The sequence below is a fragment of the Shewanella sp. genome (genome assembly GCF_041630135.1).
Classification (GTDB): domain Bacteria; phylum Pseudomonadota; class Gammaproteobacteria; order Enterobacterales; family Shewanellaceae; genus Shewanella.
In genome coordinates, this window is sequence record NZ_JBFKLW010000031.1 from 17,061 (window position 1) to 42,646 (window position 25,586).

The following is a 25,586-nucleotide window of genomic DNA, read 5'->3' on the forward strand; positions in this document are numbered from 1 at the left end:
AAAGCCCTGCAGGCCACCGCAGGTCTTTTAGGCAAACACCAATCGTGCCCAAGGGAATTTAACATGCGCACCTTAACCCAACCGCTTCGCCTTCTGACAAGCCGCCCAGACTCTGCTGCCAATCTCAGCACCCACCTGCTTGCAGCTGTGTTATCACTCGGCCTGCTGATGCCAGCCTCAGCCAACCCTATCGCCAAGGATGAAGTATCGGTATCACCACTGCTTAATGGGGAAGTAATCCCCGATATTAAACTCAGCGACAGCAAAGGAAAAACCGTCAGCCTCAAAGCCCTCACAGAGAGTAAACCCACGGTTTTCTTCTTCTACCGTGGTGGCTGGTGTCCGTTTTGCAATAACCAGCTCGGACAGCTCAAAGAGATTGAGCCCAAACTGATTGAACTTGGCTATCAACTGGTCGGGATAAGCCCTGACAGCCCAGAGCAACTTTCCGCCTCAGCAGGCGAGCGCCAGCTCGACTATCTGCTGCTGTCCGATGCCAATATGGAAGCGTCCAAGGCCTTTGGTCTGGCGTTTTTCACCAGCGAGCAGACCACCCAAACCTATTTGAACCGCATGAAGCTTGAAAACACACTGTTCAAAACACCTCAGGGCGATGAGCGTTTGGTGTTGCCGGTACCGGCTGTGTATATCGCAGATAAAAAGGGCCTTATCCACTTTCAGTACGTCAACCCAAACTTCCGCGTACGTCCGGCGCCCAGGCTTATTCTGACCGCGGCCGAACTGGCACTGCAGTAAGTGGCGCACCGCAGCCTCTATTCAGGTGCTGCGGGTACAATAGCCACTTTACAGCCGGGAGCCGCTATTCCTAAAATAGGCCGCCTTTTTATTTTGGATACACCCATGTCGACTCCCGGTTATAACCAAACTCTGCTCAGTATGGCCAGCGATGCTCTCGATGCACTCGCCGCCTCCAACGCAGGCAGCAGCCACGCCACCGCCGCCCAGCAAAGCCATTTTCTGTGCAGTTGGATGGCACAGGCACTGAAAGACAGACGCTATGCCAAATGCATCGCCGACGATCTTACCCAGTGGGTTCGTCAGGGCAGAAGCCTGGGCGCCGGTGCCAACCTAACTTCACTTTTAGAGCGGATCCGCAGTCAATACACAGCGCTGATGCAATCACCGACCGCCCTGGGCAGCGCGCTTGCATCTATGCTGGACGCCGCCCGCGAACAGGACTTTATCGTCTACAGCGACACCCCGATTAAAACCAAACTAAAACTCGATGCCGATGGCCAGGCCTCCATCATTGTTTGCGCCGACGAATATCAGGCCAACATCCGCGACGGCGAGCTTATCAAGCCCATCAGCCTTTATGTTCGCTGTGACGAACAGGCACTGGCAAAACTCGCGTTCGACCATGGTCTAATGCTGACCCTGGGCGACAAAAAGAGTTCGTTAATCAAGCACCACAAGGCATACCGCCTGTTTCCTGAAAATGAACTGCCTTCGCTGGCACTGCTGACAAATCATTAACAAAGGCGTAAAGTTACAGCAAGTATCAACAAATAGGGTCATGAAGTTTATGCGCATGTTGCTCTTCGCTTTGTTGCTGACTCCAGTGTTCGCCTTTTCAAATAATATTGATCTGCCAGTCCTGAAGTACAGCGTATCCGGCTCCAGCAGCTGGTACCCTTATTACATCCCCAACAACTCAGAAAACCCGGGACTGATTTCAGAGTTGTTGCCAGCTTTATTTACCCATGCTCACATTCAGGGGCAAAACATACCCTTGCCCCCCAATCGCACCAATCAGGCGTTAGACAAAGGGACATTGGATTTCGATATCGTCAGCCCCAGCTGGTTCGAGCACGGCAATTTTGGTCCGCTGTTTGTCAAATCAGATCCTATTATGACCATCACCGAATATGTGATTACCCTGCCGCAGAATCAAAGCGACTGGCTGGACATCACCAAGATCAAAAACCGGGAAGTCGGAACCGTAATGGGCTATCTCTACCACGATGACGGTGATTTCACCCGGATAGATTTCAAGTCAGAACAAGAACTGATAAAAGCATTGCATCGCGGACGCATCCAGGCTGCAATCAGCGGCGATAACACCGCATTATATTGGTCTGCCAAACTGGAATTACCAATAGCACTGGCTGCCGAGCACTCCAGTGGCGATCTGGTATTCAGACTCAGAAAAGAACGCGCAAATTTGTTGCCGGCTATCAACGAGGCTATCGCCACATTAAAAGCGAACGGCACCATAGACAGACTCATAAACAAGTACACACATACATTGGATAATGACTAGCCGCAGGCCTGAGTAGATTGCACACTCTGGTTTACCAAAGCGCTGCGGGCCAACTGCCATGCAACACCCTGAACACCTGCTGTGTCTGTACCCAGCCATTAAAAAAGCGCCTTTCGGCGCTTTTTTAATGGCTGTTTGTAACCCTTTTATTCGTCTGCGGCTTGCTGCACCAGGTGACCATTAATACGGGTTTTGGCCTGCTCCACCACCTGCATTGCCTGGGTAGTCAGGGCATTGTTTCCGGTGAGCAAATCGTTCAGGCCGCCTGTATCTTTGTCTACCAGACCCAGCTCCCGCAGCATGGCATCCACCACAGGGGCATTGGCACGGTAATTCAGGGCAGCCTGGGTTACCTGCTCGGCAATACCGCCATTGGCAGCACCTTCACCAGTGGCCAACGTGGTACCATTTGCGCCATAGCCCTGCAAAATCTTAATGCCTTCAATATTTTCCAAAGGCTTAACCGCATTGGCCACAATCTCAGGCAGGGCACGCAAAATCGCAAGCGACTTTTGCAGCTCAATCTGCTCATCTCGCAGCACGTTTTCGGCCTCGTATAAGGCCTGCTTACCGGCAGCTTCCACCGCATATACCTTCTGGTCGGCCTCCGCCTTAAGCTTCTTGGCATCGGCGGCAGCGCGGGCTTCGGTAAGGATGGCAGACGAGCGGTCTTCTGCTGCACGCTTCTCTGCTTCGGCCTGAACTGTCACGCCCACGGCCTCACGCTCGGCTTCTTTGCGGGCGTCAATCACTTCGATTTCTTTGCGACGGTTGGCCTCGGCCACCTGACGCACGGTAATAACCGCTTCTTCTTTTTCCACTTTCAGCTTTTCGGCTTCAGCGGCGCGGGCACGGGCGGCAGACTCTTCTTCCGACTTGGCGGCTACCGCAATTTGCTTTTCCTGCTCGGAGACTTCAATGTCACGCTGCTGCTGAATGCGCGCCTGCTCAATGGTTTTGCGCTTTTCAATCTCACGGGTTTCAATTTCGCGGGTCTTTTCAATCTCGGCCGCTTCTACCGCACGTTCCTTGGCAATTTCCGCCTCGCGCTCTTCACGGGCCTTCTGCTCCCGCTGCTTGATGATTTCCGCCTTTTGTTCGGCGCGTTTGAACTCCAGCGCCTGCTGTTGCACCAATTTGGCTTCTTCTTCAGACTTTTTGATTTCCAGTGATTCTTTTTCCGCCTCGAGGTTTCTCATCTCGATCTTGATGCGGTTTTCCTGCTGGATGTCGTTGGTTTCTTTGCGCTTCTCTTCAATAATTTTAGCCAGACGGGCACGACCTTCTGCGTCGAACGCGTTATTTTCATTGAAGAAATCAAGTTCAGTCTGGTCAAAGCCGGTCAGTGACACTGACTCAAGCTCCAACCCGTTTTTCTCAAGGTCGTTGGCAACATTATTTTGCACCCGCTGCACAAAGTCAGCACGCTGCTCGTGCATCTCGGTCATGGTCATTTCAGCAGCCACGGCACGCAGCACGTCAACAAACTTGGACTCCATCAGTTTTTTCAGCTCTTCTACCCGGGTAGTGCGGGTACCCAAAGTCTGAGCCGCCATGGAAATGCCCTCGGCGTGGGGGGCAACCCGCAGATAGAAGTCGGCTTTTACGTCCACCCGCATGCGGTCTTTGGTGATAAGCGCATCTTTCTGAGTTTTTTCCACCTCAATACGCAGGGTATTCATATTCACGTGGATGGTTTCATGCAGCACGGGCAGCACTATTGCGCCACCATCTTTAACCACTTTTTCACCACCAAAACCGGTACGGACAAAGGCAGTTTCTTTGGTAGCCCGGCGATAGAGCTTGGCAAAAATCAGCCCGATGACCAGCAGGCCAAGAACGGCCACACCGGCCATCACAAACATAAAGGTGCCGCTGTCGGCAAAAAATTGAGTGTTTTCCATGTAGCTTCCTTGTTATCTACAGCACGTAATCATTTGTTATTAATTAAATTTACTGGCAGCCCACACCCGTCCTTCCCGGCGAAGCAGCACCACCTGCGTGCCCTGGGTAAACTCCGACTCCACCTCATCGGGCTCGACCAGCACATAGTGTTTCTGTTTGTAGCGATCGCGCACCAGAGCCTCAGATGGATTGCCCTTGACCGCCCGGCCAAGCGTAATTGTGGCAATACAGCCACTGAGGTCATCAATAGAAACGGCACTGGTTTCATTTTTTGGCAGCAGCTGTGCCAAGGGTGAGCCCAGATAACGACAACCGAACGCGGCCAGAAGCAGCGCCAGTGGCACCGACATCCAGCCAGGCAAGAAGTAACCCAGCACACCTGAAAACAGAAAGTTCAGGGAAAAGCCTGCAATAACAAAGCAGGTCATGGCCAGAACAAGCCAGATAAGCAATGGCAGCCGATTGAGACATAGCCAGCCCAAAAGCCCGGTCAGACCGCCACCGGCCACATCGGCATCCACATCCGCCATATCCAGGTCTTTGAGCAGCCCCATCAGGCTTAAGCCTGTGACCAGCGCAAGCGCCTCTATAATTCCGAGCAGTAAAATAACCGTCAGAACAATACTGAAAGGTAAGTTGGCATCAGAAAAGAAAAAGCCAAGCATTATTAACTCCTTGTACAGAATGCTATTCCGTAGCTAAAACCCTGTATTTAGCAAGGTTCGAGCATATCAAAGCCAGAGCCTTTGCCAAGTGTTTTTACCCGCGGCCGTAAGATGCATTATCATGACGCTATTCCTTTTGCCGAGAACCTGCGATGAGCCAACATTACCAGTCACTTCGTAAACACTTTGCCCAAATCGCCCATTTTGAACATTTCAACGCACTGGGGGACTGGGATCAGGCCACCATGATGCCCATGGGCGGCAGCGAAGGCCGCAGCGATGCAATGGCGACGCTCGCAGGCCATATCCATTCCATGCGCACCGCTCCCTGGCTGATGGATGTCATAGCCCAAGCCGAAGACGAAGCGCTGAGCCACATCGACCGCGCAAACCTCAGGGAAATGAAACGCCAGTGTCTGGAAGCCACTGCAGTGCCCCAATCTCTGGTTGAAGCGAAAACCAAGGCCGCCTATAAATGCGAGAACGCCTGGCGCAGCCAGCGTAACGACAATGACTGGCAAGGGTTTAAGCCCAACCTCGAGGCCGTGATGACACTGGTGCGCGAGGAAGCCGCTCACCGTGCTGCTGCATCCGGCCTTGCCCCGTACGATACCCTGCTGGACAAATTTGAACCCGGCATGACCGCGGCCAAAATCGAGTCCACCTTCGCTCAGGTACGTCAGTTTCTGCCGGGCTTAATTCAGGAAGTGTGCAGCCGTCAGACCTGTGAGCAACAAGCCGCCATCGAAGGCCCCTTTGATATTCAGGCACAGGAAGCCATTGGCCGCGAAATCATGCAGATTCTCGGGTTTGACTTTAATCAGGGCCGACTGGATGTGTCCAGTCACCCTTTTTGTGGCGGCGTGCCCGGCGATGTGCGCCTGACTACCCGTTATCGCGATGATGACTTCACCGGTGCCCTGCTTGGCATCATCCATGAAACCGGTCATGCCCGCTACGAACAGGGGCTGCCACAAGCACTTCGAGGCCAGCCCGCTGGTGCTGCGCGCTCCATGGGCGTGCACGAAAGCCAAAGCCTGTTTTTTGAAATGCAGCTCGGGGCCAGCCAGGCTTTTATTGAGCAAATCACCCCCAACATCAATCGCCATTTTAAGCGCAACTTCAGCGCCGGCCAGCTTATCCATCAGGCTACCCGAGTAAAGCCGGGGCTCATTCGGGTGGACGCCGATGAGGTCACCTACCCATGCCATATTCTGCTGCGTTTTGAAGCCGAAAAAGCCCTGGTGGATGGCAGTCTGACCGTGGCTGATCTCCCTGACTTCTGGTCAGCCCAAATGCAGCAGCTTTTGGGAATAAACACCGACGGCGACTATCGCAATGGCTGTATGCAGGACATCCACTGGACTCTGGGTGAGCTTGGCTATTTCCCAAGTTACACCCTGGGCGCCATGTATGCCGCCCAGCTTCGCTTCGCCATAGAAGCAAGCCTGGGGCCGCTGGATACCCTTATTACCAAACGACAGCTGGATAAGGTATTTGCCTGGCTTAATACCAACATCTGGTCGCAAGGTTCGTTGCTTGAAACCGATGCGCTGATCAGCGCCGCCACCGGCGAGCCCCTGAATGCCCGCTACCTTGAGCGCCACCTGAGACAACGCTATCTGGGCGAATAAGCAGCAATCAGGTATAATCGCGCCCTTTGATTAGTCGTATGCAGTTTTTCAAAGGGCAAGCAATGCAACTCAGGGCAATTCGGGCCGATGATTGGCCAATGATCCTCAATATTCAGGACGAATGTTATCAGGCACTGGATCCGGAACCTTTGCATGTGCTCAAAAGCAAATGGGAAGTATCGCCCGACTCTTGCTTTGTAATGGAAAAAGAAGGTCAGGTGCTGGGTTACTGTCTGGCACACCCCTGGGTGGAAGCCACACCGCCGCCGCTGTATCAGGCACTGACTGAGCTGCCGCTGCCCAACACTCTGTATTTGCATGACATGGCTATTTCTGCCAGAGCGCAAGGCTTGGGCGCCGGCACCAAAGCCCTTGCCATGCTTAAGCAAGTGGCGCGCAGATGGTCACTTAACTCACTGTCACTGGTCGCAGTTCAAGGCGCCGACAGCTTCTGGCGTCGTCAGGGGTTTGCCGACACTGAAAGCCTTAAGTGTCTTGGCAGCTACAGCGAAGACGCCAGCTATATGATTTTGACTGTTTGAGGTCACTATGCATCCTGCACTGACAACTATCGGATTACTCTGTCTGTCCAATATCTTTATGACCTTCGCCTGGTATGGACACCTCAAGGCACTTAATCACAAGCCCTGGATTATTGCCGCGCTGGTGAGTTGGGGAATTGCCCTGTTCGAGTATCTGTTGCAAGTTCCAGCCAATCGTATTGGCTACACAGTGATGAATGTGGGGCAGCTTAAAATTTTGCAGGAAGTGATAACCCTGAGCCTGTTTGTTCCCTTCGCGGTGTATTATCTGAAAGAGCCGCTAAAGTGGGATTACCTGTGGGCCGGGCTGTGCATTCTCGGAGCTGTGTACTTTATTTTCCGCAGCGAATTCAATTAATCCCAACGCTCAAATCGGGATTCAGTTTAAAACAACGAAAGGACCATACAATGGCACGTCAGGTAGCCTACACCTATAAAGGTAAGGCCAAGGTGATCAATTTTGCCTATGACAAATACCACGATATGTACGAGGCAGCCGCTGCTGCCGAAGGCGTGGATCTCAGCCGCTTTCTGGCCATGGAGCAACAGGTAGCCATGACAGCCAAAGGCAAAGGTGCGCTCAAAAGCTATCGGCTGAACGAATTTGCCCGCATGGGGTTTAAAGATATCCGAATGTTACGTGACGAAGAACAGGGCTGAAACATGATAAATCAGGAACACGCCAATTTCCCCCGCGCCGGATTCTTCCGCCGTCTCGGTGCCATGGTGTACGACCTTTTGCTGGCAGCGGCCGTGTGGATCCTTGCTGGTGTTGTCAGTTTCGTGGTGTTTGCCGTATTGGTGAATACTGGTCTTATTGACCGGGGTAGTCACGAGCATGTGATTGATGTACTGAATGGCAACGAAACATTCCGTAACCTCAATTTCGCCTGGATCCTCTTTTGTGTAGCGAGTTTTTATGTGCTGTTCTGGTGTAAAGGCGGCCAAACCCTGGGTATGCGTGCCTGGCGTCTTAAAGTACAGCACCCCAACGGTCAGAACCTCAGTATTATTGCCGCGGCAGCCCGTTTGGTATGGTCGCTGTTCGGTCTGGGTAATCTGTTTATCCTGATAAATCCCGACAAGCTTGCGCTGCAGGATAAGATGACCCGCTCCGAAGTAGTGGTGTTATCAGCAGAAGCCAATCAAATGCGCAACTGGCACGGCATGAGCTGAATTTTACTGCGTACATCGTCGAGCCAGCCCTGATTGGCTGTGCAGACAGCCAAACAACCAACAGCCAAACACAAAAAAGGGCGCCAAATGGCGCCCTCTTCGTTAATTATCAGTCAGTCCATTACTGTCAGCGACGTATGTAGTACACGGCAACAGTGGCAAACAGCATCGCCGGCGCTCCGGCGCCAATAAAGGCCGGTAATTGATACACCAGCGTCATGGGACCAAAGATTTCGTTACAGATATAGAAACCAAAACCGGCCACGACTCCAAGCAGCACCCGGGCGCCCATGGTTACAGTGCGCAGCGGTCCGAACACGAACGATAAAGCCACCAACATCATCACCGCCACCGTAATCGGTTGCAGCAATTTGCGCCAAAGCGCCAGTTCGTATCGGCTCGGGTCCTGGCTGTTCACCTTGAGATATTCAAGATAGCCAAGCAGGCCCTGCACCGACAAAGACTCGGGCTTCACCGACACCACACTTAACTTATCCGGGGTCAGACTCGATTCCCAGGGTTCACTGGCCAACTCATCACGGGTTATCTGGTTTTCCTCAATGTGCGTTTTACTCACATCAAGCATCATCCACACCTTGCCATCAAACTCAGCACGGCGGGCATTGACCACATGCGTCAGATGTTGCTCGGCATCGAACTCGTAAAGAGTGATATTGCCAAGGGTATTGAGGTCTTCTACCTCGCCGATGTTCACAAACAAATCGCCGTCTTTGGCCCAGATGCCCCGATGAGACTTAATCAGGCTGCCACCGGAAATCATATTGGCCTTGAGCTCATTGGCACGCTGCTCGGCAACAGGGGCAACCCACTCACCAAGAGCCATGACCAGCAACATCAAAGGAACGGCAGTTTTCATCACTGACAGGGTAATTTGCAGTCGTGACTGACCGGAAGCCTGCATTACCACCAATTCAGAACTGGCGGCCATCATACCCAGGCCAATCAGTGCTCCAAGCAATACTGCCATAGGAAAGAACATTTCTATATCACGGGGGATAAGAAACAGCACATACACCCCTGCATCCATCATGGTGTAACTGCCACGCCCCACCAAACGTAACTGATCAACCCATTTGATAATGCCTGAAAGCCCGGTGAGCACCAACAAACACAGGGAAGAAGTGCTGACGAGAACCCGGGCAATATACCAGTCCAGAATACTCATTCTCACACGGCAGCCCTCCGCTTAAAGCGGCTACTTAGCCGCGCACCGAATGGCCGCTCTTTGCCCAGCAGCATCATGCCCATGACCAGCGCAGACAAATGGATCCACCACATACCCAGGTACGCAGGTATAACTTCATCTTCCAGCGCCTTGCGACCTGCCACCATCAAACCGAAATAGCCAAGATAGAGCAAAATCGCAGGCAACATTTTGGCAAATTTCCCCTGACGCACATTGACCCGTGCCATAGGCACGGCAATCAGGGTCATTAACGGAATCGCCAACGGGATCGCCAAACGCCAGTGCAGTTCGGCAACAGCTTCGGGTGTATTCTGCTTCACCAGTTGCTCAAGCGGCAGCGCCGACATCTTGCGTCTGCGCTCATCCACTTCCTGCTCCTTGATTTGCATACCGTAGCCACCAAACTCCAGCACCTGATAATCGAGGCGGCTTGGAGAGCCCTGATAACGCACACCATCACTGAGTTTAAGCTGCTGACCGCCGCTGGCATCTTCCACCACCTTACCGCCCTTGGCAGACACCAGATTAACCTGGCCTTGCTCATCTTCTGGGTCTGGCAGTTGTGCCACAAATACTTTTTCCAGCTCATTGTCTTTACCAATCTTTTCAACAAAGAGCACAGCACGTCCATCGGGACTGGTTTGAAAACGCCCCTGTACCAAAGCGGCAAGGCCTGCTTCGGACTGCGCTTTTTCCAGCACCTGATTTTGCCGCTCTTCAGCCCAGGGGGTAACAAACAACGACAAATAGCCGGTAAACAGCATATTAAGCACAGCAAGCAGCAGCGTGACACGGGTGACATACCATTCACTCACCCCGACGCCATGGAAAACCACCATCTCGTTTTCAGAGTACATGCGGCCATGGGCCAGCAATATCCCCAAAAACAGACTGAGCGGCAACACAAGAACCGCAAGATAAGGCAGGTTAAGCCCTAACAAGGTAACAACCAGAGACGCAGGAAACTCACCGTCCGATGCATCGGCGAGAACGCGGACGAAATGCTGGCTGATAAAGATAGTCAACAGCACCAAAAGTACCGCGATTTGTGCTTTGAAAACTTCTCGCAGCAGATATCTAAATACAATCACAGGCAGGATCCGGTATCAAAACTTATCATTTTGCTGGTATCAGCTTAACTTTCATGTAAACTGTCTACTTTTGATAGTTTTCTGACCAATACCATTGCGATGCGCCACTGAAAAAAGGCGCTGATAATCAGGCCTTGGCGCAGAAACTTAGGCCCGTTTTCGGGCACAAGCCGGCATTATCCAATAAATATAAAAGTTTGTCTTTAAGAATCTAGGAGTGCTCATGGAGTTTAGCGTAAAGAGCGGCAGCCCGGAAAAACAACGCTCAGCGTGTATCGTGGTCGGAGTTTACGAACCCCGCCGTCTGTCCGGCATCGCAGAGCAATTGGACAAAATCAGCGAAGGCTATATCAGTAATCTGCTGCGTCGTGGCGATCTGGAGGGGAAACCCGGTCAGATGCTGCTGCTGCACCATGTACCCAATGTGCTCAGTGAGCGTGTTCTTTTAGTGGGATGTGGTAAAGAGCGGGAACTGGACGAGCGCCAATACAAGCAAATCATTGCCAAGACCATCAACACCCTCAATGAAACCGGATCCATGGAGGCTGTGTGCTTCCTGACTGAACTTCATGTAAAAGGCCGTGACACCTACTGGAAAGTCCGTCAGGCAGTTGAAACCACTCAAAACAGCCTTTACAGCTTCGATTCCCTGAAAAGCCGCAAAGGGGAAACCCGTCGTCCGCTGCGCAAACTGGTGTTCAACGTCCCTACCCGTCGCGAACTGACCGTAGGCGAGCGAGCCATCGAGCACGGTGTTTCGGTAGCTGCCGGTATGCACCTGTGCCGCGACGTGGCCAATATGCCACCGAACATCTGTAATCCAGCCTATCTTGCTTCACAGGCCCGTCAGCTGGCAGAAGTCTATGAAAATCTGACTGTAACCACTGTTGGTGAAGAGCAAATGGCCAAACTGGGCATGAACTCCTACCTGGCTGTTGGTCGTGGCAGTGCCAACGAGTCCATCATGACTGTGATGGAATACAAGGGCGCTGTGGACAGCACAGCCAAACCAATCGTGCTGGTGGGTAAAGGGCTGACCTTCGACTCAGGTGGTATTTCCCTCAAGCCGGGCGAAGCCATGGATGAGATGAAATACGACATGGGTGGCGCTGCTGGTGTAATTGGCACAATGAAAGCCATTTGCGAAATGAAGCTTCCCCTGAACGTTGTCGGTATTCTGGCAGGCTGTGAAAACATGCCTTCCGGCAACGCATACCGCCCCGGCGATATTCTTACCACCATGAGTGGCCAGACTGTTGAAGTGCTCAATACCGATGCCGAAGGCCGTCTGGTGCTGTGTGATGTGCTGACTTATGTTGAGCGCTTCGACCCCGAACTGGTTGTCGATACCGCCACCCTGACCGGCGCCTGTGTCATTGCGCTGGGCAAACACGCCTCTGGCCTGTTCTCTTCTCACAACCCGCTGGCACACGAACTGCTTAGCGCTGGTGAACAGAGTGGCGATCGCGCCTGGCGCATGCCGCTGTGGGATGAGTACCAGGAGATGCTCGACAGCCCATTTGCAGACATGACCAACCTCGGTGGTCGTCCGGCTGGCTCTATCACTGCAGCCTGCTTCCTGTCGCGTTTTGCCAAAAAGTACCATTGGGCTCACCTCGACGTAGCCGGTACTGCCTGGAACAGCGGCGCAAACAAGGGTTCAACCGGTCGTCCGGTACCTTTGCTGAGCCAGTTCCTGATCAACCGCGCCGGAATCGATCAGGGCGAATAAATCCGCCCAAATGGATCTGAGTTACCTCATTTATGACCAAAAAGAGTGAAGCACAGCTTCACTCTTTTTTTATCTGCTAACGCATTGGCGCGTAACCCCTTTCCTACATAACCACACCAATCATTTTACAAACTGATCATTTTTTGTTTGACATTTGCTCTCTATTCTATAATTTTTGGAACGTTCCAATTTATATGTAGTAGCCATTTCTTCCATTTCATCCGTCAGCGGCAGTACTTCCTTGGTGCACCGCCTGACCATGGGCAAGATCGGTGTCAAATTGGTTCCGTTTGCGCAGCCTGTGTTGATAAGAAGACTGAAGGTCTTCATAGCTGGCGCTTTTTTTTACAACAAAAAGTGGAACGTTCCAATAACTGTTAAAACAGGGAGATAAATCATGCCAGACCACCGATTATTCAAACTCTCGCCACTGGCGCTGGCACTGCTGTTGCCATTACATGGCGTACAGGCAAACGAGGATGCCCCCCCCAATGCCAACACCGAAAAACCGCTGGAACGAATTTCCGTTACCGGCACCCGGATAAGCCGTGCCGATTTGGAGGGTGTGACCAATGTCGCAACCATTACCGCCGATGACATGATCAAGTCGGGCTTCAACACCGTCTATGACGCTCTGTCCAACCTCAGCGCCGCCAACGGTACCATCATAGGTGAGGTAGAAACCGGCTCTTACACGCCGGGTGCCAAGGAATTGAACCTGCGAGGTATCGGTCCTGAATACACCTTAATTTTAGTCAATGGTAAACGTCTGGCCTATTATCCTATGCCCTATGGTGGCCAAACTAACTTCGTCAATCTCGACATGATCCCGACGGCTATGGTTGAACGCATCGACATCCAGACCGGAGGAGCCTCAGCAGTATATGGTTCTGAAGCAATGGCGGGGGTTATCAACATCATCACCAAAAAAGGCATTGAAGGGCACTATATCGATGCAGAAGCTGGTATCGACACCTACAACAGTAATCCCAGGCAGATGCTGAGCTTCGTGGGTGGCTTTGCCAATGAGGGCTGGACGCTGGATTACGCTCTCGAATACAAACGTAACGAAGGCCTTTATGCAAGTGATCGCCCCTATCATGACAGCGTTTGGGACAACCCCAACCCCAACGCCAATCGCGAACTAAACCGCTCCATTACGGTGTATTCCAGCGATACGCCATACATCAACAATTACGCCGACAAATACTGCAATACCGCCGATAACCCTCACCCCAAAGCAGTGGCTCATTATATCAGCCGAAACAATTACGGCATGAGCTGCGGCTGGGATGAAACCGGCGATAATCACCTGATTAATAAGAATGAAAGTTTCAGCGGTTACCTTAATACCGAATATGAACTTTCCGAAAATGCCCAACTGTTTGCCAACGGCTTTTTCATCACCCAGGAAAAGAAAGGCGCCCGCGGCGTGCTCTTGTTCAACGACACCCAGTTTGTCGATCCAGATTTGCTTGATAAGGATGGAAATCAGGGCGCTGTCGTCAAGTATATGTGGCGTAAAGTGCTCGACTCGGAATATACCAATGATGGCCTCGGCCGCACCTATGACGACCAATCCTACTCCATCAATGCTGGCCTGAAAGGACTACTTGGGAGCCTGGATTACTCACTCACCCTGTCCCGCTCCGAATACGACTTCTCTGACAAATACATGCATGCCACCAGAATCGGCTTTGCCGATGTGCTCGGGCCACAACTTGGCACTCATGAAGGGCTACCTGTGCATCGCCCCGACTACCAGTACTGGTTTGGTGCCTTTGATCAGCAGAAAATGTCGCGCGTCGCCGATTGGGTCACCTACACAGGTAATTCCTATAACAATACCTTTACTGCCGATCTCGCAGGCGATCTGTTTGAGTTGCCAGCAGGACCGCTGTCCTTTGCTGCGTACCTCGAAGTGATGGAAGAAGGCACTTCAAGCATCCCGGATGAGCGGGTGCTGAACAAGGGCTTTGCCGGACTCACCGGAGTGATTACCGAAGGCTCACGAAACCGCTATGCCGCCGCTATAGAAGTGTTGGTACCTGTGCTGGAAGAGCTCGAAATACAAGGAGCTGTTCGCTACGACTATTACGACGATGACTCCAATGTTGGCGGAGCATTTTCCTCTCAGCTTGGATTTACCTATCGCCCGGTGGAATCACTGGTACTGCGTAGTGCCGCTGGCACCACCTTCCGCGGCCCGGATATGGCTGCAATTTACAAAGGCTTTAGCGGCAATTTTGGCATGGCTAATGACCGCCTCACCGCCGATGCATGCCGTACTCTGGCACAAACCGGCTCAGTACCCGGTTACGATGCTGATTCACTGGCACTAAGCTGCGCAGATGCCGATCTGACTTCAGATCCATCCAAACCATCACTGAATGCCAGTTACGAGTCCATCTCCAGCGGTGACAAAACCCTTAAGGAAGAAACCGGCACCACCTTCACCGCGGGACTTGTCTACGAGTTCAGCGAGGCGCTCTCATTCAATCTCGATTATTACGACATCACTATTAAAGACAAAATCCAGGCTCTCGATCCGGGTTATATCATCAACACCGACTATGAATGCCGCACCGGAGTTTATGACAGCAATTCAGAGCTATGTCAGAACATGGCTGCACGCATTGTCCGTTTCGATGAGACCGGCAAAGGGATTGATTACCTTGGAAACAGCATAAGCGGTAATCCGTATCTTATCCACACTGTTACCGGCGGCTATATCAATGCGGCCGAACGTCAGGACGCCGGTATCGATATCGGCTTTGAGGGCTACATTCCCTCAACTTTTGGTGACTGGCGCTACGATGTGAGCCTGACTCAGGTACTGAAAAAGAAAGAACGTCTGCGTGAAGGCGATGAACTGCTGGATCTCCTCGATTCACAAAACAACTTCGACTTTAAGACCATGGCAAGCGCCCAACTGAGTTGGAGCAAAGACGATACAGCTGTGTCTCTGCTCGGCTCTTACAAGGGCGAAATGTGGAACAACGCCAATTATGGAGAACGCGAACATCTGCCTGGCTGGACCCGTTTCAACCTGACCATAGGCCAGCGCTTCGGCGACGACACCCGCCTGCTGTTTACCGTTACTAACCTGCTTAATGCCATGCCGCCGCAGGATGAAACCTTTTCATCGTTTCCATTCTACAGGGTTGGTGCTTACGACACCCTTGGCCGCCAGTTTTCACTGCGGGTAACTCACCAATTCTGATTTGAATAAAAATTAAGGAAAACAAAAATGAAAACCCTATGTATGTCATTGCTTGCCTTATCTGTCGCTGTTGCCATTGTTGGCTGTAACGACGGGTCTGGCTTCCATTCAACCCAGGATGACACTCCCAAAGCCGGCAATCCCCCTGGAAATGGTGAGACCCAGGACACTATTCGCAATATGTCATCCGATAAGGGTGCCGAAATTTCGGCACCCGGTGCCAATTCACCAGCCGCCGAAGATATCAGTAAACTGATAGACGGAGACATTGCCAGCAAGTTTCTGACCTTCAGTCCCGACGCCTTGATTGTCTTCAAGAGTGTAAAACCCTATGTGCTGAACTCTTATAATCTTGTGTCGGCCAACGATGCGCCGCCACGGGATCCTAAAAGCTGGACGCTGGAAGGTTCAAGCGATGGTGAAAATTGGACCGAACTCGATTCCCGCAGTGAACAGAGCTTCTCCGGTCGAGGTAAGCGCAACAGCTATAGCCTGGAAAACACCCCCTCGGCATATCAGTATTTCCGCTTCAAGATGCTCCATGGTGGCACCGATCAATGGGGCAGCAACATACTGCAACTGGCAGAACTCGAGCTGATGGTCACAGCCGAAGAGCCAATAGTCTCTTTCAATGCCACGACCACCACTCCGGCGATCGGTGAGTTTGTTATCTTCCACGACACGTCACTGGTTAATCCCAGCCAATGGCAATGGCATTTTGAAGGAGGCACACCGGCCACCAGCAGCGAACAAAATCCGCTGGTGCGTTTTGACAGCCTCGGCGCCAAAACCATCACCCTTAAGGCAAGCAATAACAAGGGCGAAAGTGAACTGGTTAAAGAAGACTTTATCCGGGTATGGGATCCCACTGAACCTTGGGCAGGTTTCCACAATCCAATCGTCAGGTTTGAAAAGAACAAACCGCAACATCCGGGTCAAATGGCGCTGGAAAGGGTAATGCCGGATCTCGAGACTGTGATTCATCAGGTATCACTGGGAGTAGCTAAGGTTCTGTATCACAACGTTACTCAGAGTAAGGTGTTCAATTCTGTCACCTTCGTCACCGATGAATACGAGTTTCCTGCAGCCAAATCCGGCACGGACAAAGATATGGTGCTGATGTTCGATCTTAATCACATTGCCAATCTCGAAAGTCAGGGTGACGAAGCACTTCGACGCGAGATCCTTGGTGTGCTTTGGCACGAGCTGACCCACGGTTACAACAATACGCCACAAAACGGTCTGTATCAGCCCGGTAATGAGAAGCATACTTTCCTTGAAGCACTGGCCAACTATGTACGTATTCAGGCGGGCTATCTTGAACAATACCGTAGCAACATTGTTTACATAGAAAGCTGGAATGAAGATGCTTACAACCAAACATCATTCTTCCTTGAATGGGTCGCCAACACCAACCGCAACAGCGACTTTATCCGCCGTTTCAACCAAAGCGCGCAGGATATAGAAGACTGGAGCTTTGACGCCGCATTCACATCCATTTTTGGTGAAGAGCGTGGAATTGAGGCAGTATTCAAGGAATATCAGCAATATCTGATAAAAGATCTGGGACTGACACCGAACTACCCAACGCCGGTGGCAGGCTATCGCAACTTTGCCATTGACCCGGGCGTCAGCATTTCCACAACTGCCACCCACATAGGTATTTGGGGCGAAGGACCGGACAAGCTGATTGATAACAACATCAAAAACAAATTCAATGCCGTGATTGAGACCCCCTGGTGGTTGACTCAGTACGCTCCTGAACTGGCCCCCATTAATGAGGTCAGTACTGTCGACGTGTTCATAACCACACCCGACCCGGTGGTACTCAGCAAATACAGCCTGACCACGGGCAATGATAATGAAAACCGCGATCCCACCAGCTGGAGCGTTTCAGCATCAAACGACGGAGAGCACTGGCAAGCGCTCGGTGAAGGCTATTATCCGCCCAACCCAACGCGCCTCACCACCTTTCATTTTGACGTTGAAGGGAATAATACCCCCTACCGCTTCTACAGGTTTGAGTTCGACAATGCCCGCACAGATGCAAGTGTCGGTGGCGACAATGGCCGTCTGGTTCAAATTGGCGAATTGGCTCTGCTGACAGGAGAGGCAAACTGAATCAACATAAACGAAAAAAAGCGAAGCTTAGGCTTCGCTTTTTTATTGTGTTCAATCCGTGATTGTCAGGAAGCCTTATCGATACGCAGATCCTGATCATTGCCAGCACGTCGACGGCAGGCCTCACCAAAGGCTTTGAAAATCTTGATAGAATCAGGGTTTTCCATGGCTTTCCACTCCGGATGCCACTGCACGCCCAAGGTAAATTGCGTTAATGCCGGCAAATGGATTGCTTCCACCAGGCCATCTTCGGCGTAAGCCAAAGGTTCGACGCCCTTGCCAAGATTATTGATCCCCTGCCCGTGCAGCGAATTCACTGTAATGGACCCACCCAACAACTTTTGCAACCAGGAACCTTCAACCATGGTGATCGAATGACTTTCACCATATTGCACTTCCGGTGGGGTGTCCGGATCTTCACGGTGATCATCCAGATGTTCCTGGTCATACACCTTCTGATACAAATCGCCACCAAAGGCAATATTCATTTCCTGCATGCCGCGACAGATACCAAGCAAAGGCAAGCCACGCGCCACCGCACCTTTAATCAACGCCAAATCCACCAGATCCCGCGCCAAATCCTGCTTTTTCTCGGGAGTCAGGTTTTCCTGCCCATAAAGCGCAGGGTCGATATTGGAGGCAGCACCGGAAAGGTAAACGCCGTCGGCCATGTCCAGATATTGTTCAATATCTGCCACACCGAAACAGGTAGGGATAAGTAGCGGAATGCAATCGGAAATGTCTACAACTGGCTGCATATATTTGTGGGTCATGACCTGATAGGCGTGGCCATTTCTGTCTTGCTGACCCATGGACATTAAAATGACCGGTTTTCGTTCTTGTCTTGCTGATTCTTGTTGTAAGGGCATAGATCACCTGATTTTAAAACGCGTTGTGTTCGCGCTTTGGGCATAGCCTGTGACTGATGAAAACAATTCAATCAGTTCAGGACATGCGCAAAACCCGTACCTGCAACGTCCTCTTCAGGACGGTAATAGCCAAATCAGCATGCCCAAAGGTGTTCAATATGTCAAACGTATAACAATATATTATTTACAACAGTTGACTGTAAACGAATGAGAATAAGGCCAGCGCAGACACACAAAGATTCTGCGATTTGCCGATAACAGCCACGCCATCATTAACCGCTTTGCAACTGAAGCTCTCCACAAGCGAACTTGGCAAAATAACCCCACCCGGCTTTATGTCTGACGTCCAACTAAGTTAGAATCCGGAGTTATTGTTTATACGCTGGTTGTCCACGGGCAGACTCATCATGACCCAGGCACTTTTTTATGTACTTCCGCCGTCCCAAATGACGGATGCTGCCGAGTTGCTGGCCTGCCGTCTGGCGGCGTTTCATTACCGCCGAGGCGCCTGGGTGTATATTCACTGCAACGATGAATCCCAAAGCTTCGCCATTGACGAGCAACTTTGGCAGTTTGACCCAAACGATTTTGTGCCCCACAACCTCAAGGGAGAAGGGCCACAGGGCGGCGCGCCGGTGGAAATCGGCCACGATCGCCTCGGGCCGTCAAAAAACCGCGGTATTCTGATTAATCTTGCAGAAAAACTACCGCCTTTTGCGGTACACTTTGGCCACTTAATCGACTTTGTCGCCGGTGACGAGGCCACCAAGGCACAGGCACGGCTGCGTTTTCGCGAGCTGCGCGGTCTTGGCATCGAGCCATCCACTCAGGATTTGGCGACACAACCCCTTAATCTAGTTTGAGAAAATCTGATCCCCATGGAAAAGACATACAATCCACAGTCCATCGAACAGGCCCTCTACCGCGTTTGGGAAGAAAAGGGTTACTTTAAGCCACACGGTGATTCCAGCCAGGGCAACTACTGCATCATGATCCCGCCGCCGAACGTCACCGGCAGCCTGCACATGGGTCACGCCTTCCAGGACACCATCATGGATACCCTCATCCGCTACCAGCGCATGAAGGGCAAAAACACCCTGTGGCAAGTGGGTACCGACCACGCCGGCATCGCCACCCAGATGCTGGTTGAGCGTAAGCTGGAAGCCGAACAGGGCAAGAGCCGCCACGATCTCGGCCGCGAAGCCTTTATGGAAAAGGTTTGGGAGTGGAAAGGCCAGTCCGGCGGTACCATCACCAGCCAGCTGCGCCGCATGGGCGCCTCCGTGGATTGGGACCGTGAGCGCTTCACCATGGATGAAGGCCTGTCCAACGCGGTGCAGGAAGTGTTTGTGCGCCTGTACGACGACAAACTGATTTACCGCGGCAAGCGCCTGGTAAACTGGGATCCCAAGCTGCACACCGCCATTTCCGATCTGGAAGTGGAAAACAAAGAAAAAGCGGGCCACATGTGGCACTTCCGCTATCCGCTGGCCGGCACCGACCTGACCGCCGATGGCAAAGACTATCTGGTAGTAGCCACTACCCGTCCTGAAACCATGCTGGGCGACAGCGCGGTAGCCGTACATCCCGAGGATGAGCGCTACGCCTCCCTCATCGGCAAGGAAATTATCCTGCCAATCGTGAACCGCCGCATCCCCATCATCGCCGATGAATACGTTGATAAAGACTTCGGTACCGGCTGCGTGAAGATCACCCCGGCCCACGACTTCAACGACTACGAAGTAGGCAAGCGCCACAACCTGCCGATGTTCAATATCCTGACTCAGGATGCCACCATCCGCGCCCTGGCTGAAGTACTGAATACCGACGGCAGCCACAACAGCGAGCTGGATGCCAGCCTGCCTGAACGCTATGCCGGCCTCGACCGCTTCAAAGCCCGCGACGCCATTGTTGCCGAGTTTGAGACTCTGGGTCTCTTGGAAAAAATCGAGCCACACGCCCTCAAGGTGCCTTATGGCGACCGCTCCGGCGTAGTGATTGAGCCGCTGCTTACTGATCAGTGGTACGTTGCGGTGCAGAAACTCGCCCAGCCTGCCATCGAAGCGGTGGAAAACGGCGACATCAAGTTTGTGCCTCAGCAGTACGAAAACATGTACTTCTCCTGGATGCGCGACATTCAGGACTGGTGTATCTCCCGCCAGCTTTGGTGGGGCCACCGCATTCCTGCGTGGTACGACGAAGCCGGTAAGGTGTACGTTGGCCGCAGCGAAGACGAAGTACGCCAGAACCATCACCTCGGCAGCGATGTGAAACTGCGTCAGGACGACGACGTACTGGACACCTGGTTCTCCTCTGCCCTGTGGACCTTCTCCACCCTGGGCTGGCCGGAGCAAACCCCAGAGCTCAAGACCTTCCACCCCACCGACGTGCTGGTGACAGGTTTTGACATCATCTTCTTCTGGGTTGCCCGGATGATCATGATGACCATGTACTTCATCAAAGACGAAGACGGCAAGCCGCAGGTACCGTTCAAGACGGTATACGTCACCGGCCTTATCCGCGACGAACAGGGCAACAAGATGTCCAAGTCCAAGGGTAACGTCCTCGACCCATTGGACATGATTGACGGTATCGATTTGGAATCCCTGGTTCAGAAGCGTACCGGCAACATGATGCAGCCACAGCTTGCCGCCAAGATAGAAAAGAGCACCCGCAAAGAGTTCGAAAACGGCATCGAGGCACACGGCACAGACGCGCTGCGCTTTACCCTGGCGGCCATGGCCTCTACCGGCCGTGACATCAACTGGGACATGAAGCGCCTCGACGGCTACCGCAGCTTCTGTAACAAGCTGTGGAACGCCTCCCGCTACGTGCTGATGAACACCGAAGAGCAGGATTGTGGCCCCAATTCACCAAACGGAAAGTCCGGTGGCGAAATGAAGCTGTCGCTGGCCGACCGCTGGGTCATCGGCAAGTTCCAGGAAACCGTCAAAACCTTCGACGAGCATATCAATGCCTATCGTTTTGACCTGGCCGCCAACACCCTGTACGAGTTCACCTGGAACCAGTTCTGTGACTGGTATCTGGAGTTGACCAAGCCAGTACTGCAAAACGGCTCCGAGGCCGAGCAGCGCGGCACCCGTCATACTCTGGTGACTGTGCTTGAGCAGCTGCTGCGCCTGATGCACCCCATGATGCCTTACATCACCGAGACCATCTGGGATCGCGTGAAGCCGCTGGCCGGTGTTGAAGGCGACACCCTGATGCTGATGTCCTTCCCCGAGTTCGATGCCGCCAAGGTGGATCCCAAGGCCATGGCCGATCTCGAATGGGTTAAGCAAGTGATTGTGGCCGTGCGTAACATTCGCGCCGAGCTCAACATTGCGCCAAGCAAGCCGCTGTCAGCCCTGCTGCGCGGTGTAAGCGATGAAGATAAGGCCCGCATCGAAGCCAACCAGACCTTCTTTGCCACTTTGGCCAAGCTTGAGAGCATGACCATTCTCGCTGAAGGCGAAACCGCCCCCATGGCCACCACTCAGCTGATTGGCGAGATGGAACTGCTTATTCCTATGGCAGGCCTGATTGACGTTGCCGCCGAGATGGCCCGTATCGACAAGCAGCTGGAGAAGCTGACTGGCGAAGTGGCCCGTATCGAAGGCAAGCTGTCCAACCAGGGCTTTGTGGCCAAGGCCCCGGCCGAAGTGATTGAGAAAGAGCGTGCCAAGGCCGCCGACATCAAGCGCGACATGGACAAGCTGACCGAGCAAAAAGCTGAGCTGGCCAAGCTGGAAGCCTGAGGCTGACACCCGCCAGGCAGCGTTAATGCAAACAAAAAGCAGCCAATAGGCTGCTTTTTTTATTGCAGAATGACGCTCATGCTAATTCAAGCCAAGCTGACTCACGCCAAGAGCCAAGAAGTTTTGGATTACTCAACGAATGCAAACCACTCTATAGCTTGCTGAGTTACCGCGTCAGGCCAAACTGCTGCCTGTATTGGCTGGGCGTAATGCCCAGCTGCTTTTGAAAATGCAGCCGTAAATTCAGCGCCTGACCAAGTCCTGCTTGCGCCGCCACTGCATCCAGCCCCAGATTGGTTTCCTCAAGCAACCTTTTGGCGCTATCCAGTCGGTGCTGCAACAGCCACAGCTTGGGACTGGTGCCTGTGGCAAGCCTGAAACGACGGTCAAAACTGCGGCGCGACATATGACTTTTTGCGGCAAGCTGTTCCACGCTGATGACTTCATCGAGCCTTGATAACGCCCAGTCCAGGGTGGCGGAAAAAGCATCGGGGCGACGGGGCACTGGCGTCTGCACAAACTGCGCCTGACCGCCGCTGCGGTGGGGCGACAGCACCAGCCGCCGCGCCACCTGATTGGCCATCTCGCTGCCAAAGTCATGGCGGATAAGCGCAAGCCCCAGGTCGATCGCCGCCGCACTGCCGGCCGAGCAACCAATGCGACCATCGAAGCTATAAAGCACCTCATCCTGCACAGTCACATTGGCAAACCTTTCCCTGAATGCAGCACCATAACGCCAATGGGTGCAGGCGGCTTTGCCATCCAGCACCCCTGCGCCCGCCAGTAAAAAAGCGCCAGAGCAAAAAGAAATCAGCCTGCCACCACCTTCAAAAAAGCGCCTGATGGCATACAGCAATGAGGCAGGCGGCGTCACCTCAATTGGCCAGCTTGGCACCACCAGAGTATCTACCCCATCGAAGCTATCACCAATTGGGGCGACAAGCCCCAGGCCACCACTGGCAGGCAATGGCTCAGTCAGTGCTTTGGCCTCATGGCTGGCCGACTCGTGCCAGCGCATTAATCTGGTTTGGTACCAGTGGCTGAACTCAGGCCGCGGCAGGGCAAAGAGCTCAGTGGCGCAGCCGAGCTCAAACAGGGAAACCTGCGGCGGCACCAATATCAATACCTTGTGGGTGGCTGATGTCATCATCACATCCTCTGGCAAAAAAGTTCCCATCTGAGTTTGCAGCAAACCCCGGGGCTTGCAAGCGAATGCCGCCATTGTCGCCGCCGAGTCTCGGCACGCAAGCCAAGGCACAAAGACTGGCTTAAAACTATCGAATAATGGCAATTAAGCCAATCACTGCGGCGTGCGTGTTAGCGCACACTAGGCTCACTACTTACAGTTAAGGAGCTTTTATGTCATCAGTTGTCAGCCGCCCACCCGCCGCCGAGCCAAGCCGCGCCGCCAGCCATTTTGCCGCCCTGCTTGCCTTTGAAACCGATTGCTGGGATGTAAACCACGCCATCACTCAGGGGCGGCAGGACTTTGTGCTATTGGATGTGCGCGGCGAGGCCCTGTACGGCGAAGGCCATCTGCCCGGTGCAATAAACCTGCCCCATCCCCGTATCAATGAAGCAACGCTCGCGCCCTATCCTGCCGACACCCTGTTTGTGGTCTACTGCGCCGGCCCCCATTGCAACGGCGCAGACAAAGCCGCCCTTAAGCTGGCAACGCTGCGGCGGCCAGTGAAAAAAATGATTGGCGGCGTGACTGGCTGGCTCGATGAAGGTTTCAGCCTGAATAAGGTCTGATTTCAGTGTCCAGGGCAGTAAACCAGGCTTGACCCGCTATAAGATAAATAGGCAAACTCATAAAAATCAGACATTTTTTGAGTTTATCGGTGAAAGATACTGCTGCCATCATCCTGCCCTTAACCAATCTGCTGGCTGAGGGCGGCTACACCGCCTGCCTGACACTGGGCAGCGAAGCTCAAGCCGTAAACCTCATTATTGACACCGGCAGTTCCTCCCTGGTGGTGCACGAAAGTGGTTATCAGGCGACCAGAGACACTGAGCTTAAAGCCACCACTCTGGCTCAGGAAGTGAATTACGGCCTCGGTGGCTGGCTTGGCGCCGTGGTGCACACCAAGCTTACTGCGGGTGAACTCGCCATGGCCGACACCCCGCTGGCACTGGTGCACGCCGAGGCTGAACACACCTTTTTGGATGCCGATGGTATCTGGGGCATGGCCTATCATCCCCTCAATCGCGGCTACGACCTGAGCACTTACCTCGCAAGCCACGGCATAACCCCGGCAGCGAGTTTTCCCTGGCCCTTCCCCGATGCCGCGCATCCGCTGGTTAAACAGCAGCTGGATGACTTTAAGGCACTGCTTCCCCAACTGCCCGAAGAAGACGTGGCCACCTGCTTTACCCTGATGGAAGAGCGCGGCCTGTGCGCCAACCGCTTTACCCTGATAACCCGCCGCTCCAGCATCCACGTGGCGAGCGCGCATTCCTGCGCCAATGAAAATAAGGCAGCACTCGCGGCCGATCCCCTCAATCAGGGGCTGTTGATTTTGGGCAGCCATGAAGAAGATGCGGCGCCCAACCATGGCAGTGCGGTCGACCTCAAGGTGGTGCACGACCGCTATTACAACGTCAACTTAAAGGCGGTGCGCTGGCAAAACGATGTGAATATTGCGTTGCCGACGCCTGTACAAGCACACCTGCATCGGGGCTCCAGCAACGCCATTGTCGACTCGGGCGCTTCGCTGATTTGTCTGCCTGCGGTGGCCTTTACGCCACTGATGCAGCGGCTGTGGGCACGATTACCAAACAGCAAGCAGCTGACTTCGCCTTTTATGGGCGATATCAGCCAGATAATTGCAGCGCAAAAACAGGGCATCGACAGTAGCCTGCTCAACCTCGATGACTGGCCAAGGCTTGAATTTGTATTTGAGGGCGCAAATGGCGAAGAGGTCTGCCTTGGCGTGGATGCCCACCACTACTGGCAAGTGAATGCCCCGAGCCATGGCAAAGCGGTGTTTAAACTCATGGGTCAACTGCCCAACTGGCCGGCGCAAAGCATTCTCGGTCTGCCGCTCTTTAACCCATTTAAGGTCGAGTTTCGCCGCGATCTCGGCGAACAGGGCATTATTCGCTTCATGCCCCAACCCCACGCACTGCAGGGGACAGCAAAATGAACAGGCTCAGCAGCCCCAGACTGACACTACTGCCGATCCAGACAGACGACAGAAACATCATAGTGGCCTTGAACACCAACCCGGATGTAATGAGCTTTGTCTCAGCCCCCATGACTGACATACAGGCTAATCGCACTGCGGATATCATATTCAAACAGACTGCGACCACACCGCCAAAGATGTATTGCTGGAAAATTCTCGAGTCAGTCAGTGGCCAAACCATAGGCATA

At 53.1% G+C, this 25,586-nt stretch carries 22 protein-coding genes; 16 read left to right on the forward strand and 6 right to left on the reverse strand.

Going from position 1 to position 25,586, the window contains the following annotated elements:
- Positions 1-63: 63 nt before the first annotated feature.
- The 3 genes from ABYK60_RS10270 to ABYK60_RS10280 all read left to right on the forward strand — a co-directional run bounded on the left by ABYK60_RS10270 (position 64) and on the right by ABYK60_RS10280 (position 2,284).
- Entirely contained in the window at positions 64-756 is a 693-nt protein-coding gene (locus ABYK60_RS10270; protein ID WP_372871928.1) for a peroxiredoxin-like family protein, read from the forward strand.
- Positions 757-861: 105 nt separating this feature from the next.
- The gene (locus ABYK60_RS10275) at positions 862-1,497 is read left to right on the forward strand and encodes a DUF2913 family protein (RefSeq protein WP_372871929.1); all 636 of its coding nucleotides are present in this window, start codon (positions 862-864) and stop codon (positions 1,495-1,497) included.
- Between the two features lie 49 nt (positions 1,498-1,546).
- Positions 1,547-2,284, forward strand: a complete 738-nt coding sequence (locus tag ABYK60_RS10280; protein ID WP_372871930.1) for a substrate-binding periplasmic protein — start codon at positions 1,547-1,549, stop codon at positions 2,282-2,284.
- A gap of 146 nt (positions 2,285-2,430) precedes the next feature.
- Here the strand turns inward: ABYK60_RS10280 and ABYK60_RS10285 are convergent, their stop codons facing one another.
- Together ABYK60_RS10285 and ABYK60_RS10290 are read right to left on the reverse strand one after the other, a co-directional pair.
- Complete coding sequence (locus tag ABYK60_RS10285; protein ID WP_372871948.1) at positions 2,431-4,149, reverse strand: flotillin family protein; 1,719 nt, start codon at positions 4,147-4,149, stop codon at positions 2,431-2,433.
- A gap of 78 nt (positions 4,150-4,227) precedes the next feature.
- Positions 4,228-4,854, reverse strand: coding sequence for an OB-fold-containig protein (locus ABYK60_RS10290; protein WP_372871931.1), 627 nt, complete (start codon positions 4,852-4,854; stop codon positions 4,228-4,230).
- Between the two features lie 152 nt (positions 4,855-5,006).
- Between ABYK60_RS10290 and ABYK60_RS10295 the strand changes: the two genes are divergently transcribed.
- The 5 genes from ABYK60_RS10295 to ABYK60_RS10315 all read left to right on the forward strand — a co-directional run bounded on the left by ABYK60_RS10295 (position 5,007) and on the right by ABYK60_RS10315 (position 8,206).
- Positions 5,007-6,488: a carboxypeptidase M32 gene (locus tag ABYK60_RS10295; protein WP_372871932.1), complete on the forward strand. Its 1,482-nt coding sequence runs from the start codon at positions 5,007-5,009 to the stop codon at positions 6,486-6,488.
- A gap of 62 nt (positions 6,489-6,550) precedes the next feature.
- A complete protein-coding gene (locus ABYK60_RS10300; protein WP_372871933.1) occupies positions 6,551-7,030 on the forward strand; it encodes a GNAT family N-acetyltransferase in 480 nt (159 codons plus the stop codon).
- Between the two features lie 7 nt (positions 7,031-7,037).
- A complete protein-coding gene (locus ABYK60_RS10305; protein WP_372871934.1) occupies positions 7,038-7,388 on the forward strand; it encodes a DMT family protein in 351 nt (116 codons plus the stop codon).
- Positions 7,389-7,438: 50 nt separating this feature from the next.
- Entirely contained in the window at positions 7,439-7,690 is a 252-nt protein-coding gene (locus tag ABYK60_RS10310; RefSeq protein WP_372871935.1) for a DUF2960 domain-containing protein, read from the forward strand.
- 3 nt (positions 7,691-7,693) lie between these two features.
- Positions 7,694-8,206 (forward strand): RDD family protein, encoded by a 513-nt coding sequence (locus ABYK60_RS10315; RefSeq protein ID WP_372871936.1) that lies wholly within the window; start codon positions 7,694-7,696, stop codon positions 8,204-8,206.
- A 127-nt stretch (positions 8,207-8,333) separates the two neighbouring features.
- On the opposite strand, the gene lptG is transcribed toward ABYK60_RS10315, so the two are convergent.
- Positions 8,334-9,392, reverse strand: coding sequence for an LPS export ABC transporter permease LptG (lptG, locus tag ABYK60_RS10320; protein ID WP_372871949.1), 1,059 nt, complete (start codon positions 9,390-9,392; stop codon positions 8,334-8,336).
- A 2-nt stretch (positions 9,393-9,394) separates the two neighbouring features.
- Complete coding sequence (gene lptF, locus ABYK60_RS10325) at positions 9,395-10,504, reverse strand: LPS export ABC transporter permease LptF (RefSeq protein ID WP_372871937.1); 1,110 nt, start codon at positions 10,502-10,504, stop codon at positions 9,395-9,397.
- A gap of 223 nt (positions 10,505-10,727) precedes the next feature.
- Here lptF and pepA point away from each other — a divergent pair, with 223 nt between their 5' ends.
- The 3 genes from pepA (at position 10,728) to ABYK60_RS10340 (ending at position 17,580) form a co-directional block, all read left to right on the forward strand.
- Positions 10,728-12,236: a leucyl aminopeptidase gene (pepA, locus tag ABYK60_RS10330; protein ID WP_372871938.1), complete on the forward strand. Its 1,509-nt coding sequence runs from the start codon at positions 10,728-10,730 to the stop codon at positions 12,234-12,236.
- Between the two features lie 397 nt (positions 12,237-12,633).
- Positions 12,634-15,459 (forward strand): TonB-dependent receptor domain-containing protein, encoded by a 2,826-nt coding sequence (locus ABYK60_RS10335; protein WP_372871939.1) that lies wholly within the window; start codon positions 12,634-12,636, stop codon positions 15,457-15,459.
- 27 nt (positions 15,460-15,486) lie between these two features.
- A complete protein-coding gene (locus ABYK60_RS10340) occupies positions 15,487-17,580 on the forward strand; it encodes a basic secretory protein-like protein (protein WP_372871940.1) in 2,094 nt (697 codons plus the stop codon).
- A gap of 65 nt (positions 17,581-17,645) precedes the next feature.
- Here the strand turns inward: ABYK60_RS10340 and ABYK60_RS10345 are convergent, their stop codons facing one another.
- Positions 17,646-18,398, reverse strand: a complete 753-nt coding sequence (locus tag ABYK60_RS10345; protein WP_372871941.1) for a gamma-glutamyl-gamma-aminobutyrate hydrolase family protein — start codon at positions 18,396-18,398, stop codon at positions 17,646-17,648.
- A 458-nt stretch (positions 18,399-18,856) separates the two neighbouring features.
- On the opposite strand from ABYK60_RS10345, the gene ABYK60_RS10350 reads away from it, so the two are divergent.
- Positions 18,857-19,312, forward strand: a complete 456-nt coding sequence (locus tag ABYK60_RS10350) for a DNA polymerase III subunit chi (RefSeq protein WP_372871942.1) — start codon at positions 18,857-18,859, stop codon at positions 19,310-19,312.
- Between the two features lie 15 nt (positions 19,313-19,327).
- Positions 19,328-22,207: a valine--tRNA ligase gene (locus tag ABYK60_RS10355; protein ID WP_372871943.1), complete on the forward strand. Its 2,880-nt coding sequence runs from the start codon at positions 19,328-19,330 to the stop codon at positions 22,205-22,207.
- Between the two features lie 166 nt (positions 22,208-22,373).
- Here ABYK60_RS10355 and ABYK60_RS10360 read toward each other — a convergent pair whose 3' ends face one another.
- A complete protein-coding gene (locus tag ABYK60_RS10360; RefSeq protein WP_372871944.1) occupies positions 22,374-23,357 on the reverse strand; it encodes a helix-turn-helix domain-containing protein in 984 nt (327 codons plus the stop codon).
- Between the two features lie 209 nt (positions 23,358-23,566).
- On the opposite strand from ABYK60_RS10360, the gene ABYK60_RS10365 reads away from it, so the two are divergent.
- The 3 genes from ABYK60_RS10365 to ABYK60_RS10375 form a co-directional block, all read left to right on the forward strand.
- Positions 23,567-23,962, forward strand: coding sequence for a rhodanese-like domain-containing protein (locus ABYK60_RS10365; RefSeq protein WP_372871945.1), 396 nt, complete (start codon positions 23,567-23,569; stop codon positions 23,960-23,962).
- 89 nt (positions 23,963-24,051) lie between these two features.
- Positions 24,052-25,356, forward strand: coding sequence for a pepsin-like aspartic protease (locus ABYK60_RS10370; RefSeq protein WP_372871946.1), 1,305 nt, complete (start codon positions 24,052-24,054; stop codon positions 25,354-25,356).
- Positions 25,353-25,586 (forward strand): GNAT family N-acetyltransferase (locus ABYK60_RS10375; protein WP_372871947.1); only part of this gene is annotated, 234 nt, incomplete at its 3' end. The genes ABYK60_RS10370 and ABYK60_RS10375, both read left to right, overlap by 4 nt.

What these genes read in the sequence shown, in the direction of transcription:
- ABYK60_RS10270 (WP_372871928.1), top strand. Translation starts at nt 64, where the DNA reads ATGCGCACCTTAACCCAACCGCTTCGCCTTCTGACAAGCCGCCCAGAC.
- ABYK60_RS10275 (WP_372871929.1), top strand. Translation starts at nt 862, where the DNA reads ATGTCGACTCCCGGTTATAACCAAACTCTGCTCAGTATGGCCAGCGAT.
- ABYK60_RS10280 (WP_372871930.1), top strand. Translation starts at nt 1,547, where the DNA reads ATGCGCATGTTGCTCTTCGCTTTGTTGCTGACTCCAGTGTTCGCCTTT.
- ABYK60_RS10285 (WP_372871948.1), bottom strand. Translation starts at nt 4,149, where the DNA reads ATGTTTGTGATGGCCGGTGTGGCCGTTCTTGGCCTGCTGGTCATCGGG.
- ABYK60_RS10290 (WP_372871931.1), bottom strand. Translation starts at nt 4,854, where the DNA reads ATGCTTGGCTTTTTCTTTTCTGATGCCAACTTACCTTTCAGTATTGTT.
- ABYK60_RS10295 (WP_372871932.1), top strand. Translation starts at nt 5,007, where the DNA reads ATGAGCCAACATTACCAGTCACTTCGTAAACACTTTGCCCAAATCGCC.
- ABYK60_RS10300 (WP_372871933.1), top strand. Translation starts at nt 6,551, where the DNA reads ATGCAACTCAGGGCAATTCGGGCCGATGATTGGCCAATGATCCTCAAT.
- ABYK60_RS10305 (WP_372871934.1), top strand. Translation starts at nt 7,038, where the DNA reads ATGCATCCTGCACTGACAACTATCGGATTACTCTGTCTGTCCAATATC.
- ABYK60_RS10310 (WP_372871935.1), top strand. Translation starts at nt 7,439, where the DNA reads ATGGCACGTCAGGTAGCCTACACCTATAAAGGTAAGGCCAAGGTGATC.
- ABYK60_RS10315 (WP_372871936.1), top strand. Translation starts at nt 7,694, where the DNA reads ATGATAAATCAGGAACACGCCAATTTCCCCCGCGCCGGATTCTTCCGC.
- lptG (WP_372871949.1), bottom strand. Translation starts at nt 9,392, where the DNA reads ATGAGTATTCTGGACTGGTATATTGCCCGGGTTCTCGTCAGCACTTCT.
- pepA (WP_372871938.1), top strand. Translation starts at nt 10,728, where the DNA reads ATGGAGTTTAGCGTAAAGAGCGGCAGCCCGGAAAAACAACGCTCAGCG.
- ABYK60_RS10335 (WP_372871939.1), top strand. Translation starts at nt 12,634, where the DNA reads ATGCCAGACCACCGATTATTCAAACTCTCGCCACTGGCGCTGGCACTG.
- ABYK60_RS10340 (WP_372871940.1), top strand. Translation starts at nt 15,487, where the DNA reads ATGAAAACCCTATGTATGTCATTGCTTGCCTTATCTGTCGCTGTTGCC.
- ABYK60_RS10345 (WP_372871941.1), bottom strand. Translation starts at nt 18,398, where the DNA reads ATGTCCATGGGTCAGCAAGACAGAAATGGCCACGCCTATCAGGTCATG.
- ABYK60_RS10350 (WP_372871942.1), top strand. Translation starts at nt 18,857, where the DNA reads ATGACCCAGGCACTTTTTTATGTACTTCCGCCGTCCCAAATGACGGAT.
- ABYK60_RS10355 (WP_372871943.1), top strand. Translation starts at nt 19,328, where the DNA reads ATGGAAAAGACATACAATCCACAGTCCATCGAACAGGCCCTCTACCGC.
- ABYK60_RS10360 (WP_372871944.1), bottom strand. Translation starts at nt 23,357, where the DNA reads ATGATGACATCAGCCACCCACAAGGTATTGATATTGGTGCCGCCGCAG.
- ABYK60_RS10365 (WP_372871945.1), top strand. Translation starts at nt 23,567, where the DNA reads ATGTCATCAGTTGTCAGCCGCCCACCCGCCGCCGAGCCAAGCCGCGCC.